At 47.4% G+C, this 21,837-nt stretch carries 18 protein-coding genes; 16 read left to right on the top strand and 2 right to left on the bottom strand.

Going from position 1 to position 21,837, the window contains the following annotated elements:
- Position 1: 1 nt before the first annotated feature.
- Positions 2-2,515 carry an ATP-dependent helicase HrpB gene (hrpB, locus tag FXV75_RS14715; RefSeq protein WP_148834596.1) on the bottom strand — a complete coding sequence of 838 codons (2,514 nt, stop codon included), beginning with the start codon at positions 2,513-2,515 and terminating at the stop codon, positions 2-4.
- A gap of 153 nt (positions 2,516-2,668) precedes the next feature.
- Here hrpB and FXV75_RS14710 point away from each other — a divergent pair, with 153 nt between their 5' ends.
- The 11 genes from FXV75_RS14710 (at position 2,669) to FXV75_RS14660 (ending at position 14,295) form a co-directional block, all read left to right on the top strand.
- Positions 2,669-3,403, top strand: coding sequence for a response regulator (locus FXV75_RS14710; RefSeq protein WP_148834594.1), 735 nt, complete (start codon positions 2,669-2,671; stop codon positions 3,401-3,403).
- Between the two features lie 2 nt (positions 3,404-3,405).
- A complete protein-coding gene (locus tag FXV75_RS14705; RefSeq protein WP_148835457.1) occupies positions 3,406-5,943 on the top strand; it encodes a PAS-domain containing protein in 2,538 nt (845 codons plus the stop codon).
- Between the two features lie 150 nt (positions 5,944-6,093).
- A complete protein-coding gene (locus FXV75_RS14700) occupies positions 6,094-7,116 on the top strand; it encodes a sugar ABC transporter substrate-binding protein (RefSeq protein WP_148834592.1) in 1,023 nt (340 codons plus the stop codon).
- Positions 7,117-7,243: 127 nt separating this feature from the next.
- The gene (locus tag FXV75_RS14695; RefSeq protein WP_148834590.1) at positions 7,244-8,326 is read left to right on the top strand and encodes an ABC transporter permease; all 1,083 of its coding nucleotides are present in this window, start codon (positions 7,244-7,246) and stop codon (positions 8,324-8,326) included.
- Complete coding sequence (locus FXV75_RS14690; RefSeq protein WP_148834587.1) at positions 8,326-9,132, top strand: ATP-binding cassette domain-containing protein; 807 nt, start codon at positions 8,326-8,328, stop codon at positions 9,130-9,132. The genes FXV75_RS14695 and FXV75_RS14690 overlap by 1 nt, the downstream gene beginning before the upstream one ends.
- A gap of 98 nt (positions 9,133-9,230) precedes the next feature.
- Positions 9,231-10,208, top strand: a complete 978-nt coding sequence (locus FXV75_RS14685) for a substrate-binding domain-containing protein (RefSeq protein WP_148834586.1) — start codon at positions 9,231-9,233, stop codon at positions 10,206-10,208.
- Between the two features lie 122 nt (positions 10,209-10,330).
- A complete protein-coding gene (locus FXV75_RS14680; protein ID WP_148834584.1) occupies positions 10,331-11,218 on the top strand; it encodes an AEC family transporter in 888 nt (295 codons plus the stop codon).
- A 21-nt stretch (positions 11,219-11,239) separates the two neighbouring features.
- A complete protein-coding gene (locus tag FXV75_RS14675; RefSeq protein ID WP_148834582.1) occupies positions 11,240-11,794 on the top strand; it encodes a mechanosensitive ion channel family protein in 555 nt (184 codons plus the stop codon).
- An 86-nt stretch (positions 11,795-11,880) separates the two neighbouring features.
- On the top strand, positions 11,881-12,156 hold the full coding sequence (locus FXV75_RS14670; RefSeq protein ID WP_148834580.1) for a hypothetical protein: 276 nt from the start codon (positions 11,881-11,883) through the stop codon (positions 12,154-12,156).
- Between the two features lie 117 nt (positions 12,157-12,273).
- Complete coding sequence (locus FXV75_RS14665) at positions 12,274-13,116, top strand: ion transporter (protein ID WP_148834577.1); 843 nt, start codon at positions 12,274-12,276, stop codon at positions 13,114-13,116.
- Positions 13,117-13,138: 22 nt separating this feature from the next.
- Positions 13,139-14,295 (top strand): IS3 family transposase gene (locus FXV75_RS14660; RefSeq protein WP_187424833.1). Its coding sequence is split into 2 segments (ribosomal slippage): positions 13,139-13,409 and positions 13,409-14,295, totalling 1,158 coding nucleotides; the frame shifts between segments, so codons are not numbered across the junction.
- 62 nt (positions 14,296-14,357) lie between these two features.
- Here FXV75_RS14660 and FXV75_RS14655 read toward each other — a convergent pair.
- Positions 14,358-15,254, bottom strand: a complete 897-nt coding sequence (locus FXV75_RS14655; protein WP_148834575.1) for an EamA family transporter — start codon at positions 15,252-15,254, stop codon at positions 14,358-14,360.
- A gap of 293 nt (positions 15,255-15,547) precedes the next feature.
- Here FXV75_RS14655 and FXV75_RS14650 point away from each other — a divergent pair, with 293 nt between their 5' ends.
- The 5 genes from FXV75_RS14650 (at position 15,548) to FXV75_RS14630 (ending at position 21,744) form a co-directional block, all read left to right on the top strand.
- Complete coding sequence (locus FXV75_RS14650; RefSeq protein ID WP_148834573.1) at positions 15,548-16,219, top strand: response regulator transcription factor; 672 nt, start codon at positions 15,548-15,550, stop codon at positions 16,217-16,219.
- Entirely contained in the window at positions 16,212-17,636 is a 1,425-nt protein-coding gene (locus FXV75_RS14645; RefSeq protein ID WP_187424902.1) for a sensor histidine kinase, read from the top strand. The genes FXV75_RS14650 and FXV75_RS14645 overlap by 8 nt, the downstream gene beginning before the upstream one ends.
- The gene (locus tag FXV75_RS14640) at positions 17,633-18,760 is read left to right on the top strand and encodes an ABC transporter substrate-binding protein (RefSeq protein ID WP_148834569.1); all 1,128 of its coding nucleotides are present in this window, start codon (positions 17,633-17,635) and stop codon (positions 18,758-18,760) included. The genes FXV75_RS14645 and FXV75_RS14640 overlap by 4 nt, the downstream gene beginning before the upstream one ends.
- 94 nt (positions 18,761-18,854) lie before the next feature.
- The gene (locus tag FXV75_RS14635; RefSeq protein ID WP_148834567.1) at positions 18,855-19,793 is read left to right on the top strand and encodes a TAXI family TRAP transporter solute-binding subunit; all 939 of its coding nucleotides are present in this window, start codon (positions 18,855-18,857) and stop codon (positions 19,791-19,793) included.
- A gap of 10 nt (positions 19,794-19,803) precedes the next feature.
- Complete coding sequence (locus FXV75_RS14630; RefSeq protein ID WP_148834565.1) at positions 19,804-21,744, top strand: TRAP transporter permease; 1,941 nt, start codon at positions 19,804-19,806, stop codon at positions 21,742-21,744.
- Positions 21,745-21,837 lie beyond the last annotated feature (93 nt).

The following is a 21,837-nucleotide window of genomic DNA, read 5'->3' as shown; positions in this document are numbered from 1 at the left end:
TCTAAGATGACCTTAAGGCGCGGTTGGTCTTCGCCGTTGCTTGAGCCTGTAAAGGGTTTTCTGGCCACGGGTGTTTTGGGTATCTTCCGCGCATTTCTTTGCGTACTTCTGGGTAGACTTCTCGCCAAAAAAACGCCAAATCTTGTGTCACAGCAAGCGGACGTTGCCCCGGTGACAGCAGCTCGATACGAACGGTTTGATGAAGTACCGTTGGGCTTTCGATACAGCCAAACATTTCTTGCAATTTAACGCTTAGGGTTGGCTGTTGCGTAACGTAATCAATCGCGTGGCTCGCCCCTGATGGCACGGTGATTCTTGCGGGAACCTGTTGACTAAGGCGCTGTTGTTGATTCCAATCCAGCCGACTGAGCAAAATATCGTGTAACGAGAGTTTATTCATGGCCTGTTGAGTGGTGATTTTGCTCAAATACGGCCCTAGCCATGCTTCTAATTCCGCTAATAATGCGGTATCCGAGCAATCTGGCCAGAGAGACTTTTGATCGTACGTGAAAGCGAATTGCAGGCGCGCGCGGAGTGACTCGCTGATATCGTTCCATGGTAAGGCGCGTAGACCTTCTTGACGGATATGATGGCAAACCGCGCGGCTGACGTCATTCTCGGAAGGCTTATTCAGCGGTCGTTTATCAATGCACAGTTTCCCCAGCCAGCGTTGTGATTCACTGAGCAAACGAGCGTCTTTTTTTGACCAGGCGAGGTGATTTTTTACGGTCAAAAGTTCAGCAAAGTCTTGGGTGAGGGTTGAGATTGAAAGCGGATATGCCATGAAAATTCGATCTTCTTCTTGTCCGTGGTGGCCGCCGGTCTCTAGGGCAATGAGCCATTCATTCTGTGCACAAGGGTCAAGCGATGACAGGCTCGCCAAGCGACCATTAGCGAGTTTATAGCGTACTTTGTCGGTATCTTGCTGGGTTCGTTGCGCGATTTTATCCGCGAATGAAGCGATGAGCAGTCGAGCAATGTCGTTATTTTGCGGCGTGGTGGGAGGCGCGGTTATGGCCAACGCCTGGCTTCGATCTTGCCATTGCTGCTGGGCTTTTAAATAGTGTTGTTTTGGGCGTTTGCTGTGTGCCTGACGGTTTCCTTTTAGCCACTGCAATCGATCTGACACGTCGGTATGTTGGTTTGAAAAAGGATCACCCTCCGACAATATGGCGCACACCGCGCAGGCGTCTTTTAGATTGTTGTGGCGTTTGCCTTCCAGCAGCAATCGGGCTAGACGCGGTTCGATACCGAGCTGGCTCATTTGTTCGCCTATTTCGCTGAGTACTAAGTGGCTTTTTAGTGCGTGCAAATGGGTAAGAAAGTCCACGGCTTGTTGCCAATGGCTGCTTGGCGGTGGCGTGATCCAATCGAGTTCGAGCCGATCTTGTACGCCCCATTTAGCAAGATCCATAACGAGGCTGCTTAAATCACTGATTTCGATTTGAGGTTGAGCTTGTGGTGCGAGTTGATGTTGCTGGCCTTCGCTCCACCATCGATAACATACGCCCATGTCAGTGCGTCCAGCTCGCCCCGTTCTTTGCGTGGTTTCGGCTTGAGTGGCACGGCGAGTGTGGAGTCGGGTGGTCGCGGTATTGGCGTCAAAGCGGGCTTCTCGGCTCAAGCCGCTGTCGACCACAACACGGATGCCATCGATGGTTAAGCTGGTTTGTGCAATGGCGGTCGCCAGTACAATTTTGCGGGCCGGCGCCATAGTGGGTTGAATCACGACTTCTTGTTCTTTTAGGCTTAATTCGCCATACAAGGGCAAAATGCTTAACTGCGGGTCGTGTCCTAGGCGCTGTTGTAGTTGTGTTGCGGCACGACGAATTTCTTTTTGTCCGGGCAAGAACACCAAAATACTGCCGGTTTCGTCGGCAAACGCTTGGCAAGTGAGACGCACTACTTCGTCGGTAACGTCAGCGATTTTTAGGGTTTTATTGCCGTAATGAGTTGTGATCGGGAAGCGACGACCTTGGCTGACCAGAGCTGGGCAATTTAGTCTGGCTTTGAGTAATTCGGTGTCGAGGGTAGCCGACATGACTAAGAGTTTCAGCGGGTCTTCGTCACGGTACAGTTCGCGGGCTTGCAAACACAGGGCAAAGGCCAAATCAGAGTGAAGGTTTCGCTCGTGAAATTCGTCAAAAATAACCAAGGCCACGTCGTTTAGACTTGGGTCGTCGTGCAGCATGCGAGTCAAGACGCCTTCGGTGACCACCAACAGTTGTGTGTGTCGGCTGTCTTTGCCTTCGTGGCGAATACGATACCCTACGCATTCGCCAAGGGGGTCGTTTATCGTGTCGGCAAGGCGCTTTGCAGCGGCTTTGGCCGCCAAACGCCTCGGTTCTAGCATGATGATTTTTCGGCCTTTGAGCCAACTTTCATCGAGCAAGGCCAGCGGCACAACGGTGGTTTTGCCTGCGCCAGGTGCCGCTTCAATGATGGCTTCGTGGCGCTGATGAAGCTGTTGTTTTAATGCAGGAATCAGGGCGTGAATGGGTAACTTGTTAAACATGTAATGATTCTATTTGGCCGTGAGTGTGTTTCTTCTGCACGAGAGTTTTTCCTTCTGTTAATATCCCATTCATTTTACCATGGTATTAATAATCTAATGTACGCCTATTAATGACAGAATTTTCAATAATAATAATGGATCCCAATTCAGATCATGACAGAGCCAAATAAAAAGACCTTATTAGTCGTCGATGACGATCACGATATTCGTTGTTTGCTGTGTGACGCCTTGTCGCAAAAAGGGTATCGGGTATTAGAGGCCGAAAATGGCCGTCAGATGTGGCAGCACTTAGAGGTGGAGCAGGTCGACTTAATCTTGATGGACTTATACCTTCGTGAAGAAGATGGTCTGCATCTCGCCCGTGAGGTTCGTGAAGGCTTTGCGTTTCCTATTATGATGCTGACCGGTAAAGGCGATGAAACAGATCGTATTTTAGGGTTGGAGTTGGCCGCCGATGATTACATGATGAAACCGTTTAATTTACGTGAATTAACCGCTCGTATTCATGCCTTGTTACGCCGTGCGCATCAGGGGGCTGTCTCGTCTGGTAAAACCATTAATGAAGATCATGATTGCCTGACGTTTGGCCGTTGGGTGCTCGATCTCACTGCGCGGATATTACAAGATCAAGATGGCCAATCTGTGACGTTAACATTGGGTGAGTTTTCTTTATTGGACGTGTTGGCCCGTCATCCGGATCGTATTTTTTCCCGTGAGCAATTGATAGAGCAAAGCCGAGGACTAGAAACCGAGGTGTTTGATCGCACGGTGGATGTGTTGATTTTGCGATTGCGTCGCAAAATAGAAGCCAATCCAAAAATGCCGCAATTCATTAAAACGCAACGTGGGCTGGGGTACTTTTTCCAAGGCCCAGTGCGGACTCGCTGATGATGCGCTTTACCAGCATTCGGCAAAAAGCCTCATTGTCCATTCTTGCCATCAGTGTGGTGGCGTTTTTTATGGTGGGGATTGGTTGGCAGTCTATGTTGGTCAGTGAGGCATCGTTATCGGAATTTGAATCAGAAACGTTACCAGAAATCAGCACCTCGTTGACCCTCGCCGAGGGCGTTGCCCAGTTGGCGGCGATTGCACCTTATACGGCGGGGTCTGGTCGTCCGTTCCAGTTGCAAACCGAGTCTGAACGTATTCATCGTCGTATTATTGAGTTACGTGGTGTGGCAGACAGTTTAACCGATTCTGTTTTTCAGCGTGACATCGACAGTCGTTTAGACGATTTGCAGGTTACTCTTGAGGAGCTGGTGTCGCTGGTGCGAGAAGAGTTGTATTTACGTGAAGACAGCTTGGCGCAACAGTTTCGCATCCGACAGCTTAACCCCAACAATGACACCACACCACAAATAGACAGTCAGCAGGGCTTGGTCTGGTTGCTGCAATTATTAGAAACCCCGAGTTTGGTGCCTGAAAGCATGGCGCAACGTTTAAAATTGTCTCAGCAAAGCGCTCAGGTCACCAGCATCGCTGAAGATTTACTGAAAGCGCACCAGCGTTTAACCCAAATCCAAGAACGTAAAAATTATCTGTTGATTTCTATTCGTGCAAAATCCGAACAACTGAGCAAACGGGTCAGTGATTTTGTGGGGGGGTTACAGAAAAAAGTCAGTCGCCAGCGTCAAGCTGTATCGGCGTTTGTTGCGAGTGGGCAGCATTGGATCATCGGCATTTCGGTGTTTTTGTTGCTTGGCCTAACCCGGTTGTATTGGTACAGCCAGCGCATGACGAAAGATTTGGGTATGGTCACCAATGACATGGAGCAGCTTTCATTAGGTCGAATGGAATCCAAACACACGGGCATACGTCGGAACGATGAAATTGGCACCTTAGCCGACACTTTTGAGGTGTTTCGTCGTGATGCGCTAAGGCGCTTAGAGGTGACCGCTGAACTGTCTGAACAAAAGCGTTTACTGGAAACCATCTTTGATAACATGAACGACGGTTTGAGTGTGTTTTCATCGAAGGGCACGCTTGTGGCTTGGAATGTGGGTTATCAAACTTTGTTTGATTTGTCCGACAATGATTTGAGCATTGGCATGTCGATCGATGAGGTACAACAGCTTATTAACCAAGGCGGTCACACCAATCTGAATATCGAAAATCAGCAGGTTTATATGGACGAAGTGAATGTGTCTCGTCATCTGCGCTTTCAGAGTTTTGAGCGGCATTTTGACTCCGGGAAGATTATTGAGTTCCGCTCTAAGCCCATGCCAGAAGGTGGTTTTGTCACCCTGTATACCGACTTAACCGAGCGTAAAAGCGTGGAAAGTCAGCTTCGTCAGGCGCAAAAAATGGAAATGCTTGGGCAGTTAACCGGAGGTGTGGCGCACGATTTTAACAATTTACTTGCGGCGATCATGGGTAACTTACAAATGTTGTCGGATTCACAACCACAAACCCGTGATCAGGCACGCTACATTGAACGAGCGCTGGTGGTGTCTGAGAAGAGCAGTAATTTGGTGCAGCGCCTACTGGCGTTCAGTCGTCGTCAACAGCTTTTTCCGGTCTCGATTGGTATTGATGACTTGATCGAAGGTATGTTGGATCTGGTGGAATACAGCGTTGGCTCGCATATTGAGGTCGAAAGTGATTTGCAGTGCCCTGACGTGATGAGCCTAATCGACCCTTCTCAGCTTGAAAATGCGCTGTTGAACTTGTCTTTAAACAGCGCCAGTGCAATGCCAAAAGGCGGTCGTTTATCGTTTTCAACCAAGCTTTGTACTTTACCCAACAGTGATGCCCCAGCGATCCGTATTCGCGTGGAAGATTCGGGAGAAGGCATTGCAGACGAGGTGATAGGGCGCATTTTTGAGCCATTTTTTACCACCAAACCGGTCGGCAAAGGCAGCGGTTTGGGTCTGAGTATGATTTATGGTTTTTTAAAGCAGAGTGGTGGAGAAATTGCAGTCACTTCTGAAAAAGGCCAATGGACGAGGGTCTGCCTGTTTTTGCCTCAACAAGTCAGGGCCGCCACCGGGCCTCACCACCGTGGGCTGGTGGATGGTGATGCCGAGCAAGATAATCAAATGGAGGCGATTCGTTTGCCTGACATGAGTGTTATCTGGTTGGTGGAAGATGATGAGGAGGTGTGTAGAGTGATGCGAGAGCAGCTCGAAAAAATGGGCTTTATGGTGCAAAGCTTCGACAGCGCTGAATCTGTGGTCGATGCGTTTCAAGCCGCGATCTTGCCTGATGCGATTGTCTCTGATGTGAACCTCGCCGGCACCCTGAGTGGTGTGGAGTTGGCGCATCAGATTCGTGGTGAGCAATTTGCTTTCGTCGGCCCAGTCTTGTTGATGTCTGGTTTGCCAAAAGACGAGTTAAAACAAAAATACCAATTAAAAGACGATGATCTTTTTATCTCAAAGCCTTTTACCATTAAGGCGTTAAGCCAAATATTTCAGATCCAAGACTGAAATATTACAATTATTACAAAAAAAGAATGAATAATGACATTATTCATTAGTTTTAGTACGCCATAGTGTTTTACAGAAGCAGAGTCGGGCTGGGTCTGTTTTATCTGGCATTTTGCCAATAATAAAAACAACAATTGGAGTTTTAAAACAATGAAATTTCTTCCTATGAAAAAAATCGCTTGTCTTGTTGCCGCGGGTGCATTGTCTACGGTTGCTATGGCTGAAGCCCCCATCATTGGCTTGATTACGAAAACCAATACCAACCCATTCTTTGTGAAAATGAAAGAAGGCGCGCAGGAAAAAGCCAGCGAGTTGGGTGTTGAGTTACGTACCTTCGCGGGTCGTTACGATGGCGACAACGAAACACAAGTACAAGCGGTTGAGAACTTAATTGCAGCCGGTGCAAAAGGCATTCTAATCACACCAAGTGATACCGTTGCTATTGTACCAACCATTCAAAAAGCACGTGATGCCGGTTTGTTGGTTATCGCATTAGACACACCACTAAGCCCAGCAAATGCCGCTGACATGACATTTGCAACGGATAACTTCAAAGCCGGCGAAATGATTGGCATGTGGGCAAAAGCGAAAATGGGTGACAAAGCCAAAGACGCAAAAATTGCCTTGTTAGATTTGAGCACGAGCCAAATCACGGTTGACGTGGCGCGTGATCAAGGTTTCTTGAAAGGTTTCGGTATCGACATCAAAAACCCAAATCGCATGGGCGACGAGACCGATCCTCGTATCGTTGGCAACGACGTAACGCAAGGGTCTGAAGAAGGAGGTCGTCGTGCTATGGAAAACCTATTGCAAAAAGACCCTAAAATCAACTTGGTTTACACCATCAATGAGCCCGCTGCGGCCGGTGCGTATGAAGCGCTTAAATCATTTGGCATTGAAAAAGACGTGTTGATTGTTTCTGTTGATGGCGGTTGTCCAGGTGTTCGTAACATCAAAGACAGCGTGATTGGCGCTACATCTATGCAGTTCCCGCTCAAAATGGCTTCTGAAGGCGTTACCGCGATTGTTGAGTTTGCTAAATCTGGCTCACGTCCTTCCGCTTCCAACGGTCTTGATTTCTTCGATACAGGCGTTCAGCTAATTACTGACGAACCCGTGAAAGGCGTTAACTCTGTTAGCTCTAAAACGGGCTTGGCAATGTGTTGGGGTTAATTAATATCTTGTGGTAGATGGGCGAAAAAGTGCCCTTGTTTGCCGTTAGCCTGACGTAGGCTAACGGCGCTTTTTCTGTCTGGAGCACTGTTTTGTTTGGAGCACTGTTTCTTATCTGGAGTAATCTATGAGTTCTACCGATTCAAAATCGTCGACGGCGGTCCTTGATCACGACAAAGTCGCCGATCAAGCACAAACATATGTGCCTAAATTTGAGCGCAAAGAAACCCCGCTACAGCGTTTTCAAAAATTCTTACACCATTACCCTATTGCCGCTCCTACGATTGTTTTAGTGTTGGCGATTATTGGTTTTAGTTTAATTGTTGGCGGACGTTTTCTTCATCCGTTTAACCTTTCTTTGATTTTGCAGCAAGTCACTATTATCGGTGTGATTGGTGTTGCACAAACCCTTATTATTTTGACCGCGGGTATCGATTTATCCGTGGGTGCCATCATGGTGTTAGCGTCTGTGGTCATGGGCCGTATGGCGATTGACTATGGATTTGAGGCTTGGCTTGCCTTGCTGATCGGTATGACGGTTGGCGCGATTGCCGGTTTTATCAACGGCTTGTTGATTACGCGCATGAAATTGCCGCCATTTATCGCAACATTGGGGTCATGGAACGTCTTTTTTGCCTTGAACTTGTGGTATTCAAAAAGCGAAACCATACGCTCACAAGACATTAGTGCCGCGGCACCGTTGTTACAATGGTTAGGTGAAACCATTAATGTGTTTGGGGCTCGCTTAACATACGGCTCCATATTGATGTTAGGTATTTTCTTTATCATTTGGTATGCCTTGAATTGGACGCCATGGGGGCGCCACGTTTACGCCACTGGGGACGATCCAGCGGCCGCAAAATTAGCGGGTATCCGTACCGATCGCATCTTGTTGTCTGTGTATGTGTTAGCCGGTGTGGTGTGTGCCGTGGGTGCGTGGGTGCTTATTGGTCGTATCGGCTCTATCAGCCCGCAAGCGGGTTACACTACGAACTTAGACAGTATTACCGCCGTGGTTATTGGTGGCTGCAGTTTGTTCGGTGGTCGCGGTTCCATTTATGGGACCTTAATTGGTGCGCTCGTAGTAGGCGTATTTCGTAACGGGTTGGCACTGGCGGGTGTGGATGTGTTATGGCAAGAATTTACCGTCGGCATTTTGATTATTGTCGCCGTTGGTGTGGATCAGTGGATTCGAAGAGGAACAGCATAATGGCAGCTCAATATGATAAAACACCTGTGATACAAACGCGTAATCTCGTAAAGCGCTATGGCAGTGTAACTGCCATAGATCATGCGGATTTTGAATTGTATCCAGGGGAGATCCTCGCGGTCATTGGCGACAACGGTGCGGGTAAATCGTCTTTAATCAAAGCCTTATCAGGGGCCTTGGTTCCTGATGAAGGTGAGATTTTGCTAGACGGCAAACCGGTGAATTTTACCTCGCCTATGCAGGCTCGCGCTTTGGGCATTGAAACCGTATATCAAAACTTAGCGGTGTCACCCGCCTTAAACATTGCAGACAATTTGTTTTTAGGTCGTGAGTTGCTGAAGCCGGGTATTTTGGGTTCGGTCTTTCGCATGCTAGACAAAAAAGAAATGGAAAAACGTGCACGTGAAAAAATGGCTGAGTTGGGTCTTATGACGATCCAAAACATCAGTCAAGCGGTGGAATCACTGTCCGGCGGCCAGCGTCAAGGGGTGGCAGTAGCACGTTCTGCGTTATTTGGCAGCAAGGTCGTGATCATGGATGAACCAACAGCCGCCTTAGGCGTTAAAGAGTCTCGTCGTGTGTTGAATTTGATCAAAGAAGTACGCGACCGCGGGTTGCCCATTATCTTGATCAGTCACAACATGCCTCATGTGTTTGAAGTGGCGGACCGCATCCATATTCATCGTTTGGGTAAGCGTGCGGCGATTGTGACTCCGCAATCTCACACCATGTCTGACGCAGTGGCGATCATGACTGGCGCGATGGAAGTCGAGAGCGAATCAAGCACCGCCGGTGCAGCGGCATAAGATAAACACAGAGCGGCTACTTTTATCTTACCTTAGGTAAGGTAAGCTAGCGGCTCTGGTGTTTTAATGGTATTGATTGTCGCCCTAGGGGAAGGAAAATGCGCGTAAAAAAATGGTCTTTGTCGTGTGTGAACCACATTCGACAGGGTTGGTCTGCTTATCGTTTGGCGCCCAGTCTATTGGCTCTGTTTGCGGTCACGGCGTTACTGTCTCCTTTGTCTTCTCAGTCGTCTGAACCTCAGCCGTTAAGGTCCATTGGCATGAGTGTGGCGGATTTAGGCAATCCGTATTTTGTTCAGCTGGTTGAGTCAGCAACGGCCAAGGCTGAAGCGTTAGCCGGTGAACCGGTCAAAATGTTGATCCGCTCTGATGCGTACGATTGGCAACGTCAAATAAGCCAGATTAACGATTTCATCGAGCAAAAAGTCGATTTAATTGTGCTAACTGCGGCCGACGAATACAAGGTTGGGGCGGTGGTGGCGAAAGCTCAACGAGCCGGCATTAAGGTGATTGCAGTGGATGTGAACGCCCATGGCGCTGACGCGACCATCACTACCGACAATGTTCAAGCGGGCGTTGTCGCCTGTGAAAAGCTGGCCGAAAAAATCGGTTACAAAGGGAATTTTGTCATTATTAATGGCGTGCTGGTGTCGTCCGTTATTGAGCGAGTGGCAGGTTGTAAATCCGCATTAAATAAATACCCGAATATCACCTTGCTCAGTGACCGTATGAACGGCACTGGCAGTGTGGAAGGCGGGATGGAAGCCATGACGTATTTAATGGAAGAATACGATCACATTGATGCGGTGTTCACCATCAATGATCCGACTGCCTTTGGTGCTTTGCGTGCGGCACAACAAGCCAACCGTAACGAGTTTGTGATGGCTTCCGTCGACGGTGCACCGTTTGCCGTGGACATTATCCAAAAAGACGACAATCCTTGGATTGCTACGGCGGTTCAACGGCCTATTCCGATGGCAGAAAAAGCCATTGAAATCGGGATGGATTTGCTCAAAGGCAAAGACGTAGCGCAACGTTTTATTTTGATTCCCTCTGTGTTGGTCGAAAAAGACTGACGCCTGTTAGAGAAAACTGACCACGTCAACCTTCACGTTTAGAGTGGAGACAATCTGACATCGTCTCTTGGCCTTTTGGGGCAACAGCGGTAAGCTGTTCGCCTTCGAAATAGAGGCTATGAATGGACACATCGACGTTATTCTTACCCATTTTTAATACCGTTTTTCCTTTAGCCAGTATCGTGCTGGTGGCTTTTTTATATGCGCGTGTCCGCCCTACGGACATGGCGGTCGCCAATCGTCTTAATATTAGTGTTTTTTGCCCCGCGCTGATTTTTTCGGTGATGGCGTCGAAAGAGTTTCATATTGCGCAATACACGGATTTGATTTTGGCCGCTGCGGTGGTGGTATTAGGCTCGGGTTTATTGGTGTGGCCCTTGTGTAAGGTGCTGAAAATTTCGCCGAAAACCTTGGTGCCGCCGATGATGTTTAACAACAGCGGAAATTTGGGCATTCCCTTGATTGTACTGGCGTTTGGCGACGCTGCGCTGCCGGTCGCTGTCGTGCTGTTCTTAACTGAGAACTTACTGCATTTTACCGTTGGCATGTATTTATTAAACCCAAAATCGAATCTGTTTAATGTGCTAAAAATGCCCATGATCATCGCCACTGTTTTAGGCTTAGTATGGAGTTTGCAGGGCTGGACGGTGGTGCCTGCGGTGAAAGTCTCGGTGGACATGCTGGGACAAATAGCCATTCCTCTCATGTTGTTTGCGCTCGGTGTACGCATGACCAGTGTGGACTTTAGTCAGTGGAGATTAGGTGTGATCAGCGGGATTTTGTGTCCGCTGAGTGGGTTAATCGTCGCTGCAATCTGGTATTACACGGTGGGTATGTCGGCGGAGAACTTTGCGTATTTGATGATTTTTGCCTGTTTGCCGCCGGCGGTGCTGAATTATATGGTGGCTGAATTGTATCAACAAGAACCGCAAAAAGTGGCGTCAATTGTGTTGATCGGTAACCTGATGAGTTTGGCGGTTATTCCATGTGTGTTGTTTTATATTCTGTAAATCAAAAGTAGGAGTCATAGCATGATGGTACAAATTGGCTTAGCGGCTTTGTTGGTCGTTGCTTATGTGATTGTGTCGCGCATTTTAAAGTCCAGCGTGGCCTTGCTGGGCCGCACCAAAGCGGTCAGTGAAGTACGCATCACTTATGTGTCCAGAATGTTGAATCTTGGCTTTACGGGAGTATTTGTTTTATTGATCTGCCTTGTATTAGGCATTGGTTACGGTCAATTAGCGATTTTCTTTTCGTCAGTATTTGCTGTGGTTGGCGTGGCATTGTTTGCGCAATGGTCGATTTTAAGCAATATAACAGCCAGCTTACTCATCTTTTTTGGCTTTCCGTACCGTGTAGGAGATTGGGTTAAAGTCGTGGACAAAGACGACGAAATTCTGGGGCAAATCACGGAGATTTCGACGTTCCACGTGATCATTCATCGGCTCTCAGGTGATGTGGTGACATACCCGAATAACTTAATTTTACAAAAAGCCGTCGTGCGTTTTGATAGCCGAGAAGCGGCGCAGGCGATGAGTCAATTCTCAGGCAGTAAGCCCCCAGAACAACCCGATACGGCGAAATGAGGTGAACAAAAAAACATCACTTTTTTAAGATCATCGGCTTTTGTGTCATACTAGGACGCTTTCCTCGTTAAGAAGAGACGTCCTTCGTGAAATCTGATCCTGACTCCTTATTAAAAAACAATGATGCGCTCATCCATTCCGATGCGCTGAAAGTAAAATCCCACGCGCAAAGACCAAAAGATGATTGGGTCGTGCACACCTTAATGATAGAAGGTTACGATGTGCCTTTTCGTTTTAAACGCCAAGGTAAGTATCGAACCTTGCGTGGTGCCCGAGTCAATTTAACCTATTATCCTTCGCAAGAAATGGTCGCCGGTATCCCCGTCGAAATCATGAAGGTCGTTCGCGTTAAGCGCACTTAACAGCGTTGCTGTGAGCGGTTGTCCACGAGTGCTTTTATTTCGCTGCTTATGAACTTACTATGGCGTGGCCTGTCTTTGATGCAGGTTTTTATTATGGCATATTAGGTGTAGAAAATAATGAACATGAGTCGTTCGGGAAGTTGGTTGGCCACGCTGAAGCGCGTCGAGCGCAGTGCATGGTTTCAAGGTTTTATCATCACTATCATTATTATTGCGGCCCTAACGGTTGGCGCCAAAACTTACTCTTTGCCTTACGGTATTAACGTTGCAATCAACTATTTAGACAATTTTATTACGGTCTTTTTTCTGGTTGAAATCAGCTTGCGATTTTTTGCTTGCGACGATAAACGTCGTTTCTTCAGTGACCCTTGGAATATATTTGATACCATCATCGTTGTTGGTAGTTTACTGCCGGTATCAGAAACCGAAATGATTTTGGTAGCGCGTTTATTGCGCGTGTTTCGAGTCTTGCGGTTGGTGTCGATCATTCCAGATTTACGCTATTTAATCAACGCGCTGCTTAAAGCCATTCCGAAAATGGGCTACATCGCCTTGTTGATGTTTATCATTTTCTACATCTTTGCGGCGGTGGGTTCTATCTTTTTCCATCAAGTTAACGAGACATTATGGGGTGACATCGCCATCTCTATGTTGACGCTGTTTCGCGTCGCTACGTTTGAAGATTGGACCGACGTGATGTACGAGACAATGACCGTGTACCCATTTAGTTGGATTTTTTACATCATCTTCATCTTCTTAACCGCGTTTGTATTTTTAAACATGATGGTTGGTGTCGTGCTGGATGTGATGACGCGTGAAACCGCGCAAGAAGAACACGAGAACCAAGAAAACCACCATCATGCTTTGGTGACGCAAATCTCTGAGCTGCAAGCCCAAGTGGCGCGTCTTGCCGATAAGATTGTTGTGGTTGAATTAGCCGGACACTTCAATAAAGGATAATATCCAATTATTGAGGTGTAAAATGACTAAACGTACTAACAAACAATATCCAAACGATTTTAAGCAAGAAGCGGTGGCGCTGGTGATTGAGCAAGGTTACTCAGTTGTTGAGGCTGCCGCTTCACTGAATATCACTGACAAGCTACTTTATAACTGGGTAGCGAAGTTTAAACAACAAAATGAAGATTCAGAGTTGTCGAAGGATGAGCGGGCTGAACTCGCTCAGCTCAGAAAAGACAATAAGCGCTTGCTAATGGAGCGCGAAATATTAAAAAAGGCTTCAGCGTTTTTCGCAAAAGAAATGAAATAAAATATTCATTTATCAAAAGTTTAGGTAAGCAGTACCCAGTTGTCATATCGTGTAAAGTGATGCGCGTTAGCAAATCTGCATACTATGCTTGGCGAAAACGTCCCGCGATAATTATCAGTGCACAAACACTGAATTTACATCGTAGGGCGAAGGCGCTTTTTGAAGATAGTCGAGACAGTTTGGGTAGCCGTGAGCTTGGGAAAAAGCTTCGCAAAGAAGGCTTTGATGTTAGCCGGCATAGTGTCATTGGCTTGATGAAACGATTGGGGTTAGTCGTTAAGCAGCGTATCCCTTACAAAGTCACAACAAAGCGCAAAGACAGTGATGCTGTAGCTGATAATTTATTGAACATGAATTTTAACCCGTTAGGCCAGAACCAGGTGTGGGCTGGGGATGTGTCATATTTAAAAACAGGCGAAGGCTGGCTATACCTTGCTATTGTAATGGATTTGTTTGGTCGTCGCATAGTGGGTTGGCACACGTCAAAACGTATGACGACAGACTTAATTGAGCAAGCATTTTTAAAAGCACATCGCTTACGACAGCCGCCAAAGGGCTTAGTATTTCATAGCGATAGAGGTTCGCAATACACGAGTAAACGCTTTAGAAGCCTATTAAAACGGCTTGATTGCCGCTCTAGCATGGGTGACGTCGGTGCGTGTTGGGATAATGCCGTGGTTGAAAGGTTCTTCGGCAGTTTAAAACATGATTGGTTGTTCAAGGTAGCACAACCAACAAGAGAGCATATGAAGCAAGATGTTGCGGCCTATGTGAAATATTACAATCTGGAGCGATTACATTCGTCGAATGGCGACCAATCACCCATTGAGTATGAAAACTCCTTTAGGAAAGTGTCCGGTTGGACTTGACCAGAACAGATAGACGCGCAACAAGAGAGAGAGAAATGATCTCTTCGGTTTTCGATCAATCGTTAAGTGGTAGGTTGGCTCAATTTTTTGAGCCAACGACCGCCGAAGGTATTCAGCATTAAACCAAGCAGTACAATCAAAATGCCCATCCACTGTATTGTGCTGACGGTTTCAGACAAGAAAAATTCCGCCGATGTTAAACCGACCACAGGCACCCCCAGCGTCAGTGGTGCCACCGTGGCGGCTGGGTATTTCGATAGTAAATAACTCCACAAACCATAACCTGCCAAGGTTGCGAATAGGGATAGATACGCCAAAGTACCGATACTTTTCCAGCTTAAATTCACGATGTTGTTCCACATGACATCACCACCATCGATAAAATACGCGCATAAAAAGAAGGGAATGGGGGGAATCCAGCTCGACCAAACAATGAGATTAAGATTCGCCTCGTATCCTTTGCGGCTGATGGTTTTGGTGATGATATTACCCAGTGCCCAACTTGACCCTGCAGCGAGTGTTAAGCCAAAACCCAGTGCGGTCATCGTGGCATTGTCATTATCAGACCCGATAACCGCTAAGCCGCCAATAGCGATTCCAATCGCAAGCACTTGATAAGGACGAACGGCTTCTTTTAACAATAAAACCGCGAACAGTAAGGTGAAAATTGCCTGAGATTGCAGTACTAAAGACGCTAACCCTGCAGGCATACCAAAGGAAATGGCACTGAATAAAAACGCAAATTGTCCAAAATTCAACGCCAATGCGTAACCAATGCACCAGAGAAGGGGGGTCTTTGGGCGCGCGAAAAAGAAACAGCCAATAAGGCCAATCACCAAAAATCGTAACCCACCCAACATCATTGGGGTAAGCTCATCCAATCCCCAGCGCATAACGATAAAGTTAAACCCCCACGCGACAATAATAAAAAGCGCCAAAAACATATCTTTGCGAATCATGTTGAATCCTTAACGGTATGATCATAGTGGGGCAAAAAGTGATCAAACACTTTACGTGGTTTAGGCGAATTTGCACATGGACAGATAAAGAAAGAATTAAGGACACAGACGCGAAAAAGAGGGCAATGGACGTACTTCACCCTATTCATTTTTCCGTTTGCGGCATTAATAGAATAGATAAAGCATTCATTCGTGAGTGAATCTAGGCTAAATTGGCGGAATATGCGCTGAAATCTGCCGTGTATTGGCAACGCGTTCATAATAATAAAAGAAACAAGAAGAGTACCCATATCATGCGTATTTTAGTGGTCGAAGACGATCGGATTTTAGGCGAAGCCATCAGCCAAAGAATAGGGCGAATGGGGCATGGGTTGGATCTTGCTCAAACTGGAAACCAAGCCAACCAAATGCTGGCGGTGCAAGAATACGATCTTATGTTGTTGGATCTAAATCTGCCGGACATGACGGGCAATCAGATTTTACAGAACCTTCGGAAAAAACATTCCAATACCCCAGTGATCATTCTCACAGCGCGAGATGAAATAAAAGACCGTATCGAACTGCTGGATTTGGGCGCCGATGACTACATGACCAAGCCTGTGGATTTTGGCGAATTGGAGGCGCGTTGTCGTGCTTTGCTCCGCCGCAGTCAAGGGCAAGCGCAAAATACCATTGAATACGGCAATGTGTGTTTGGATCTTCAGGCGTGCACTGTGACGGTAGCTGGGGTGTTGATTGAACTGAAACAACGCGAATTTCGATTGTTAGAAGTGTTTATCGGGCACACTGGTCGAGTGCTGAGCAAGGAAGTCTTGATTGAGCACATTTATAATTTTAACGAGAATCCCAACCCTAGCGTTATCGAAATTTATGTGGCGCGCCTACGCAAATCCTTGCAGGACAGTGATATTCACATTCGCACCATTCGCGGATTGGGTTATTTGTTGGAAAAACACCATGGCTAAGGCGACCACGTCTATTCGTCGGCAGCTTATTTTTATGGTGGCCACGGTACTGATTTTGATTAACGCCGTGGCGCTTTGGAGTACGCATATTTATGCGAATCGAGCGGCCAAAGAGTCCTACGATCGTTTGCTATACGGCTCGGCTTTGCAAATGGCGGAAAACATTACGTTGTTAGACAGCAAGGTATTTATTGATTTACCTGTGTCGGCGTTTGAAACGCTGGCGTTATCGACGTCAGATCGGGCATTTTACGCCATTATGAACGGTCAATATCAGGTGTTAACCGGTTATAAAGATTTACCGAATATTCCTTTTCCGCAATTATTACTGCAATCGAAAGAAAAAGAAAAATTCCAACCTATTTATTATGAAGCCGATTATCGCCATGAGAGAGTGCGTTTTGTGGCGTTAGGTAAGCGACTGTTGGAAGCCGACAACGTGAATGACGTGTTCATTATTGTTGGGCAAACCTTGGGCGCTCGCGACGTTGCCGCAGCCGAAATGAGCCAAATGGTGCTGCAATTTGTGACCTTGTTTTTCTTTATTACGTTGTTGCTTCTGCTGTTCGTTATTTGGCGAGTATTGCAGCCATTACAGGCCATCAAACAAGCTATCACAGAGCGTTCGCCCCAAGAACTGTCACCATTAGAGGCCAATGTGCCGAGCGAAATCGCCCCCTTGTTGAAAAGTATTAATTACTTTATGGCGCAGTTGGACACCACATTGAGTCGTTTAAAACGCTTTACTGCCGAGGCGGCTCATCAAATAAGAACGCCATTGGCAGGGCTGAATTCGCAAGCACAAAATGCGTTGGATGAAACGGACGAAACACTGCGTCAAAAGCAGTTACAGCATATTTTAGAAAGCAGTGACGTATTGTCTAACACGGTTAATCAGCTATTGAATCGAGCCACATTGACGCACCGTTTTCAGAGTCATCCTTTTAGTCCTGTGTCTTTAGACCAACTTACCAAAGAAACCTGTCGTGAATTGGTGGTTTGGGCGTTACAACAAGGTGTAGAAATGGAATACGTGGGCGAGGTGCAAGCGACCATAAATGGGGACGAATTTGCGTTAAAGCAAATGCTGCAAAATATCATTGAAAACGCCATTAAATACAGCCCGAAAGGTGGCGTGGTTGAAGTGGAATTAATGGCCGATAGCAAGAAACCGGCCGCGTCTTGGGTGTTGCAAATTCGTGATCAAGGCGTTGGTGTACCGGATCAGGATAAGGAACACATATTTGAGTATTTTTACCGCAGTCCGGATAACTTTGCCTCCGGGACAGGGATAGGTTTGTCCATTGCAAAAGAAGTTGCAGAGCATCATAACGCCCGATTTCATCTGAAAGACAATCAGCCGAACGGTCTAATTGTAGAGGTGATTTTTCCTCAGCACAGTGAGGCGCATTTATGATGACGCGTTATGTGGGCTGGTGCATGTGGTTATGGGGGAGCTGTTTGGGATGGGCTGTGAATGCCAAAACGACGGAGTTTGTTGTTTTTCCCAGTGTCCATGAGCTGAAAAACGTGGCGTCTACTGCGTATCAACAAGATCCGGTTTTGACGGTTCGCGGTGCAATCAATCGCGAAGCCGTAGCGCCGTTGTTTCAGGCCTACCAAGAAAAATACCCTAACGTGGTGATTCAGTATGCTGAATCCAATACTCGGCATTTGTATGAACAGTTTTTGGCACAGCCTGAATCTCGACCAGATATCATGCTCAGTCCAGCAATGGATTTGCAATTTAAACTGGCAAACGATGGCTATGCGTTGGCGTACGACTCTCCAGAACTGGCGAATGTGCCGAGCGATTCTTATTGGCGCAGTGAGTTGTTTGGTTTTACCTATGAGCCGATTGTAACGGCGATCAACAGCGACATTTTGGCGGGTGACACTCTGCCTCAAAGCCGTGAGCAATTGTTGAATTTGATTCGCAGTAAGAACCATTTGTTAGACGACAAAATTGGTTTGTTTGATATTCAGCAATCCGGGTTAGGCTATTTGGCGTGGGCGTATGATGGCCAGCAATCTCGCAGTTATGGTCGTTTACTGGAAGCGTTTGGGACGCACCAAGCAAGACTTTATACGGACACGTCTTCTATGCTGAATGCCCTTTTAAAAGGGCAGATCTTCATTGCGTACAACCTGGTGGGAGCGTATTCGTATCGTTGGTCCGAGCAATATGATTGGATCAAAACCATCATGCCGACCGATTACACGTCGATTATTATGCGCACCGCGTTTATTCCAAGAGATGCTCAGCAGCCTGTTCTGGCAAAGCGCTTCATTGATTTTTTGCTGTCACCAACGGGGCAACATATTCTGGCGAATCAATCGGGGATTACACCAATAAGCTTAAATGCCGTTGGTCCCTATAGCCGAGATGCATTGCGTAAGCTGCCTCATGGTATTTTTCGCCCGATTCCGTTAGGGCTGGAGTTGTTGATTCAAACCGACGATGCCAAAAAACACATTATTTACCACGAATGGGACAGTGCCATGTTGTCCGCTGAACCGTCCTTGTCTGTAACGCCTTAATTTTGACGCTTTCTGATCCATGAAAGGTTCATGAAAGGTTGCTTCGCTACAGTGACATGGTGATATCAAAAACAAAAATAATTTGGAGAAAACCATGTTTAAAAAAATACTGATCGCGAGCGCATTGTGCGCGACTCTGGTAAACAGCCCTGTGCAAGCGGCTGAACGTGTATCTATTGGCACTGGCGGAACGGGCGGTTTGTTCTATGTCATCGGTGCGGGCATTTCTGAAACCCTCAATAAACACATGGATAACACAACGGCGCGTGCCGAAGTAACAGGCGCGTCGGTGGAAAATAACCACCGCGTAGCGGCGGGTCAAATGACGCTAGGTTTGTCCTCTTCTTCAACCTTGTTTGAAGCAAAAAATGGCCAAGGTCCATTCAAAGTCAGCGGCCCATTGGATGTCGCGGGTATCGCCTATTTGTACCCTGCTGTTTTGCAGGTGGCAACGATGGCGGGAACGGGTGTGGATTCTTTTGAAGCACTGAAAGGCAAACGAGTGAGCATGGGGCCTCCGGGCAGTAACGCGGCGGTATTGGCGACGCGCTTATTGCAAGAGTACGGTGTGTTTGATGACATTACACCGCGATTTCTTTCCTATAACGAAGGGGTGAAAGCTTTGGTGAATGGCCAAGTAGAAGCCACGGTGGTGTTGGCTGGTGCACCAACCTCGTCTTTGATCGATCTTGATTCTCAAACCGACATGAAGTTGTTATCTGCGGATGTGAATAAGCTTGATAGCCTGATTCAGAAATACCCTTTCTACCAAGCGTACTCATTGCCGGCTGGGACTTATCCAGATCAGACAAAGCAAGTGGTGATGATCAATGACCCTGCAATTTTGTTTACCAGTGGCAAAGAAGACCAAAGTAAGGTGTATACCATCACTAAAACCATCTTTTCTCACCTCGATGAGCTGGGACAAATTCACCCACAAGCCAAAGCGATTTCTCTCGATACGGCGAAACGAACGCCAGTGACTTTGCATCCGGGTGCGAAGAAATACTTTGATGAAGTAAGCGGTCAGTAGGAGCGTCATCATGTTGAAGACAAACCTACAAAGTTTGCGTCTGGAATCGACGTTTGCAGGTGGCAAAGAATTGGCCTTGGTTTCCATTCTGTTTAGTGTGATTGCTGCGACAGTTGCTGGCTTTGTGTTGTACGGTGCATATTACGGTGGCATTACGGCGTTGCTATTGAGGTCCTCATTTTTCTCATTAGTTGCAGCGGCGGCCATGTTGTTTTATGCCTTACGATACAAAAGTGTGGCGGGGCGCGCGGTGTTTTACCTGTTTGCTCTTGCGGCGTTGGTACCTGGACCGTACTTATGGCATTACTACCTTGATATTGTCATGCGTGGTGCCATGTCGATTGGGCAGGATAAGTGGATCTTTATTGCCCTCATCGCGGTGGTGTTTGTCTTCGTTCGTATGGCGGTGGGTTGGGCGCTGATCACCTTGATGGCGCTGGCCTTCTTGTATGCCTATTTTGGCTATTTGATACCAGGAAAATACGGCCACGGCGGCTACGATTTGAGCCGCTTAACGTCGACGTTGATGCTGTCAACCGAAGGGGTTTATGGCGTTCCCATGGGGGTGGCGGTTGAGTATATTTTCTTGTTCGGTCTGTTTGGCGCCATCTTAACCAAGATTGGTACAGGCGAAGTGTTCGTGGACATTGCCCGAGGCTTAACTGGACGTGTTCAAGGCGGTCCCGGTTTGTCGGCGGCCTTGTCGAGCGCCTTGTTGGGATCGTTGAATGGCAGTGCTGTTGCTAATGTGGTGACGACCGGAACCTTTACGATTCCGCTCATGAAGCGTGTGGGCTACAGCGCTAAATTGGCGGGAGCCATAGAGGCTGCAGCTTCTTCGGCAGGCCAGATTATGCCACCAGTCATGGGCGCCGCGGCGTTTTTGATGGCGGAAATGATCGGCATTCCGTATGCGGAAGTGGCGTTAGCGGCCTTGGTTCCGGCGCTCTTGTATATCTTTGCGTTGATGATTTCTGTGCGGCTTGAAGCGGGTCGTCTTAACTTAGCGAGAGACACCGAGGCGGGTTTGCAGCTTTTAGTGAGAACGTTGCGTACTAAGAGTTACCTTTTGCTGCCATTGGTGGTGTTGATTGGTTTAATGATCTCAGGAAAGTCACCGACACAAGCCGCGGTAATGGGAATTCTTGCGGGTCTGTTGGTGTGTCCGTGGAAAAAAGAAACGCGTATAAATGTGTTTGATTTGATATCAGCTTGTAAAGAGACTTTGTCTTCGACCTTGCCCATTGTGGCAGCAGTAGGTGCGGCTGGTGTGATCATCGGTATTTTGAATTTAACCGGTATGGGGTTGATGTTGTCTGGCTTGATCATTGAATTGGGCGATGGCAATTTGTGGGCGGTTTTGTTGCTGACTGCGTTGGCGTCTTTTGTGTTGGGAATGGGGCTGCCGACCTCGGCGGCGTATTTGCTGCTGGCTGTCCTCGTTGCCCCAGCGATGACGCAATTGGGCATGGAAACCTTGTCGGCTCACATGTTTATTTTCTATTTCGGTTTGGTGTCTGCGATTACGCCACCGGTAGCGCTGGCTGCTTATGCTGCCGCCACCATATCGGGCGCTGACGCAAATGAAACGGCCGTTGAATCGATGCGTTTGGGTTTTGTGAAGCTCTTGGTGCCGTTTTTGTTTGTCACTATGCCAGGGGTGTTGTTGATCGGCACCACGACCAGTGTGGTGGCGGCAATTTGCTTTGCGACCCTAGCAACCGCGTCGATGAGTATTGGTTTTTCTGGCTGGCTACGTGAAAATTTGCCTTGGGCAACGCGTTTGTTGTACGTGGTGGCCGCGATATTGATTGCTTGGCCAGCGGCCGCAACGGACACGTCATTGTTTGTTGTCAGTGCGCGTGTATTGGGTGTGGTGGTGTTTGCTGTGTTGTTCGTTAAAGCGATCATGGGCACGAAAGCCGATACGTTTAACAGGGTCAAAGCGTAAGCCATTGCGTTTTACTACTTCTGATTGGTTAATATCAAAAAAGCCTCGCTCTTCCAGACCGAAGAGTGGGGCTTTCTTACATTAATAGCAATG

This window comes from Marinomonas sp. IMCC 4694, assembly GCF_008122525.1.
In the GTDB taxonomy this organism is placed as follows: Bacteria; Pseudomonadota; Gammaproteobacteria; order Pseudomonadales; family Marinomonadaceae; genus Marinomonas.
The sequence above is the reverse complement of the archived record's forward strand: the minus strand, read 5'-3'. Positions and strand labels throughout refer to the sequence as shown.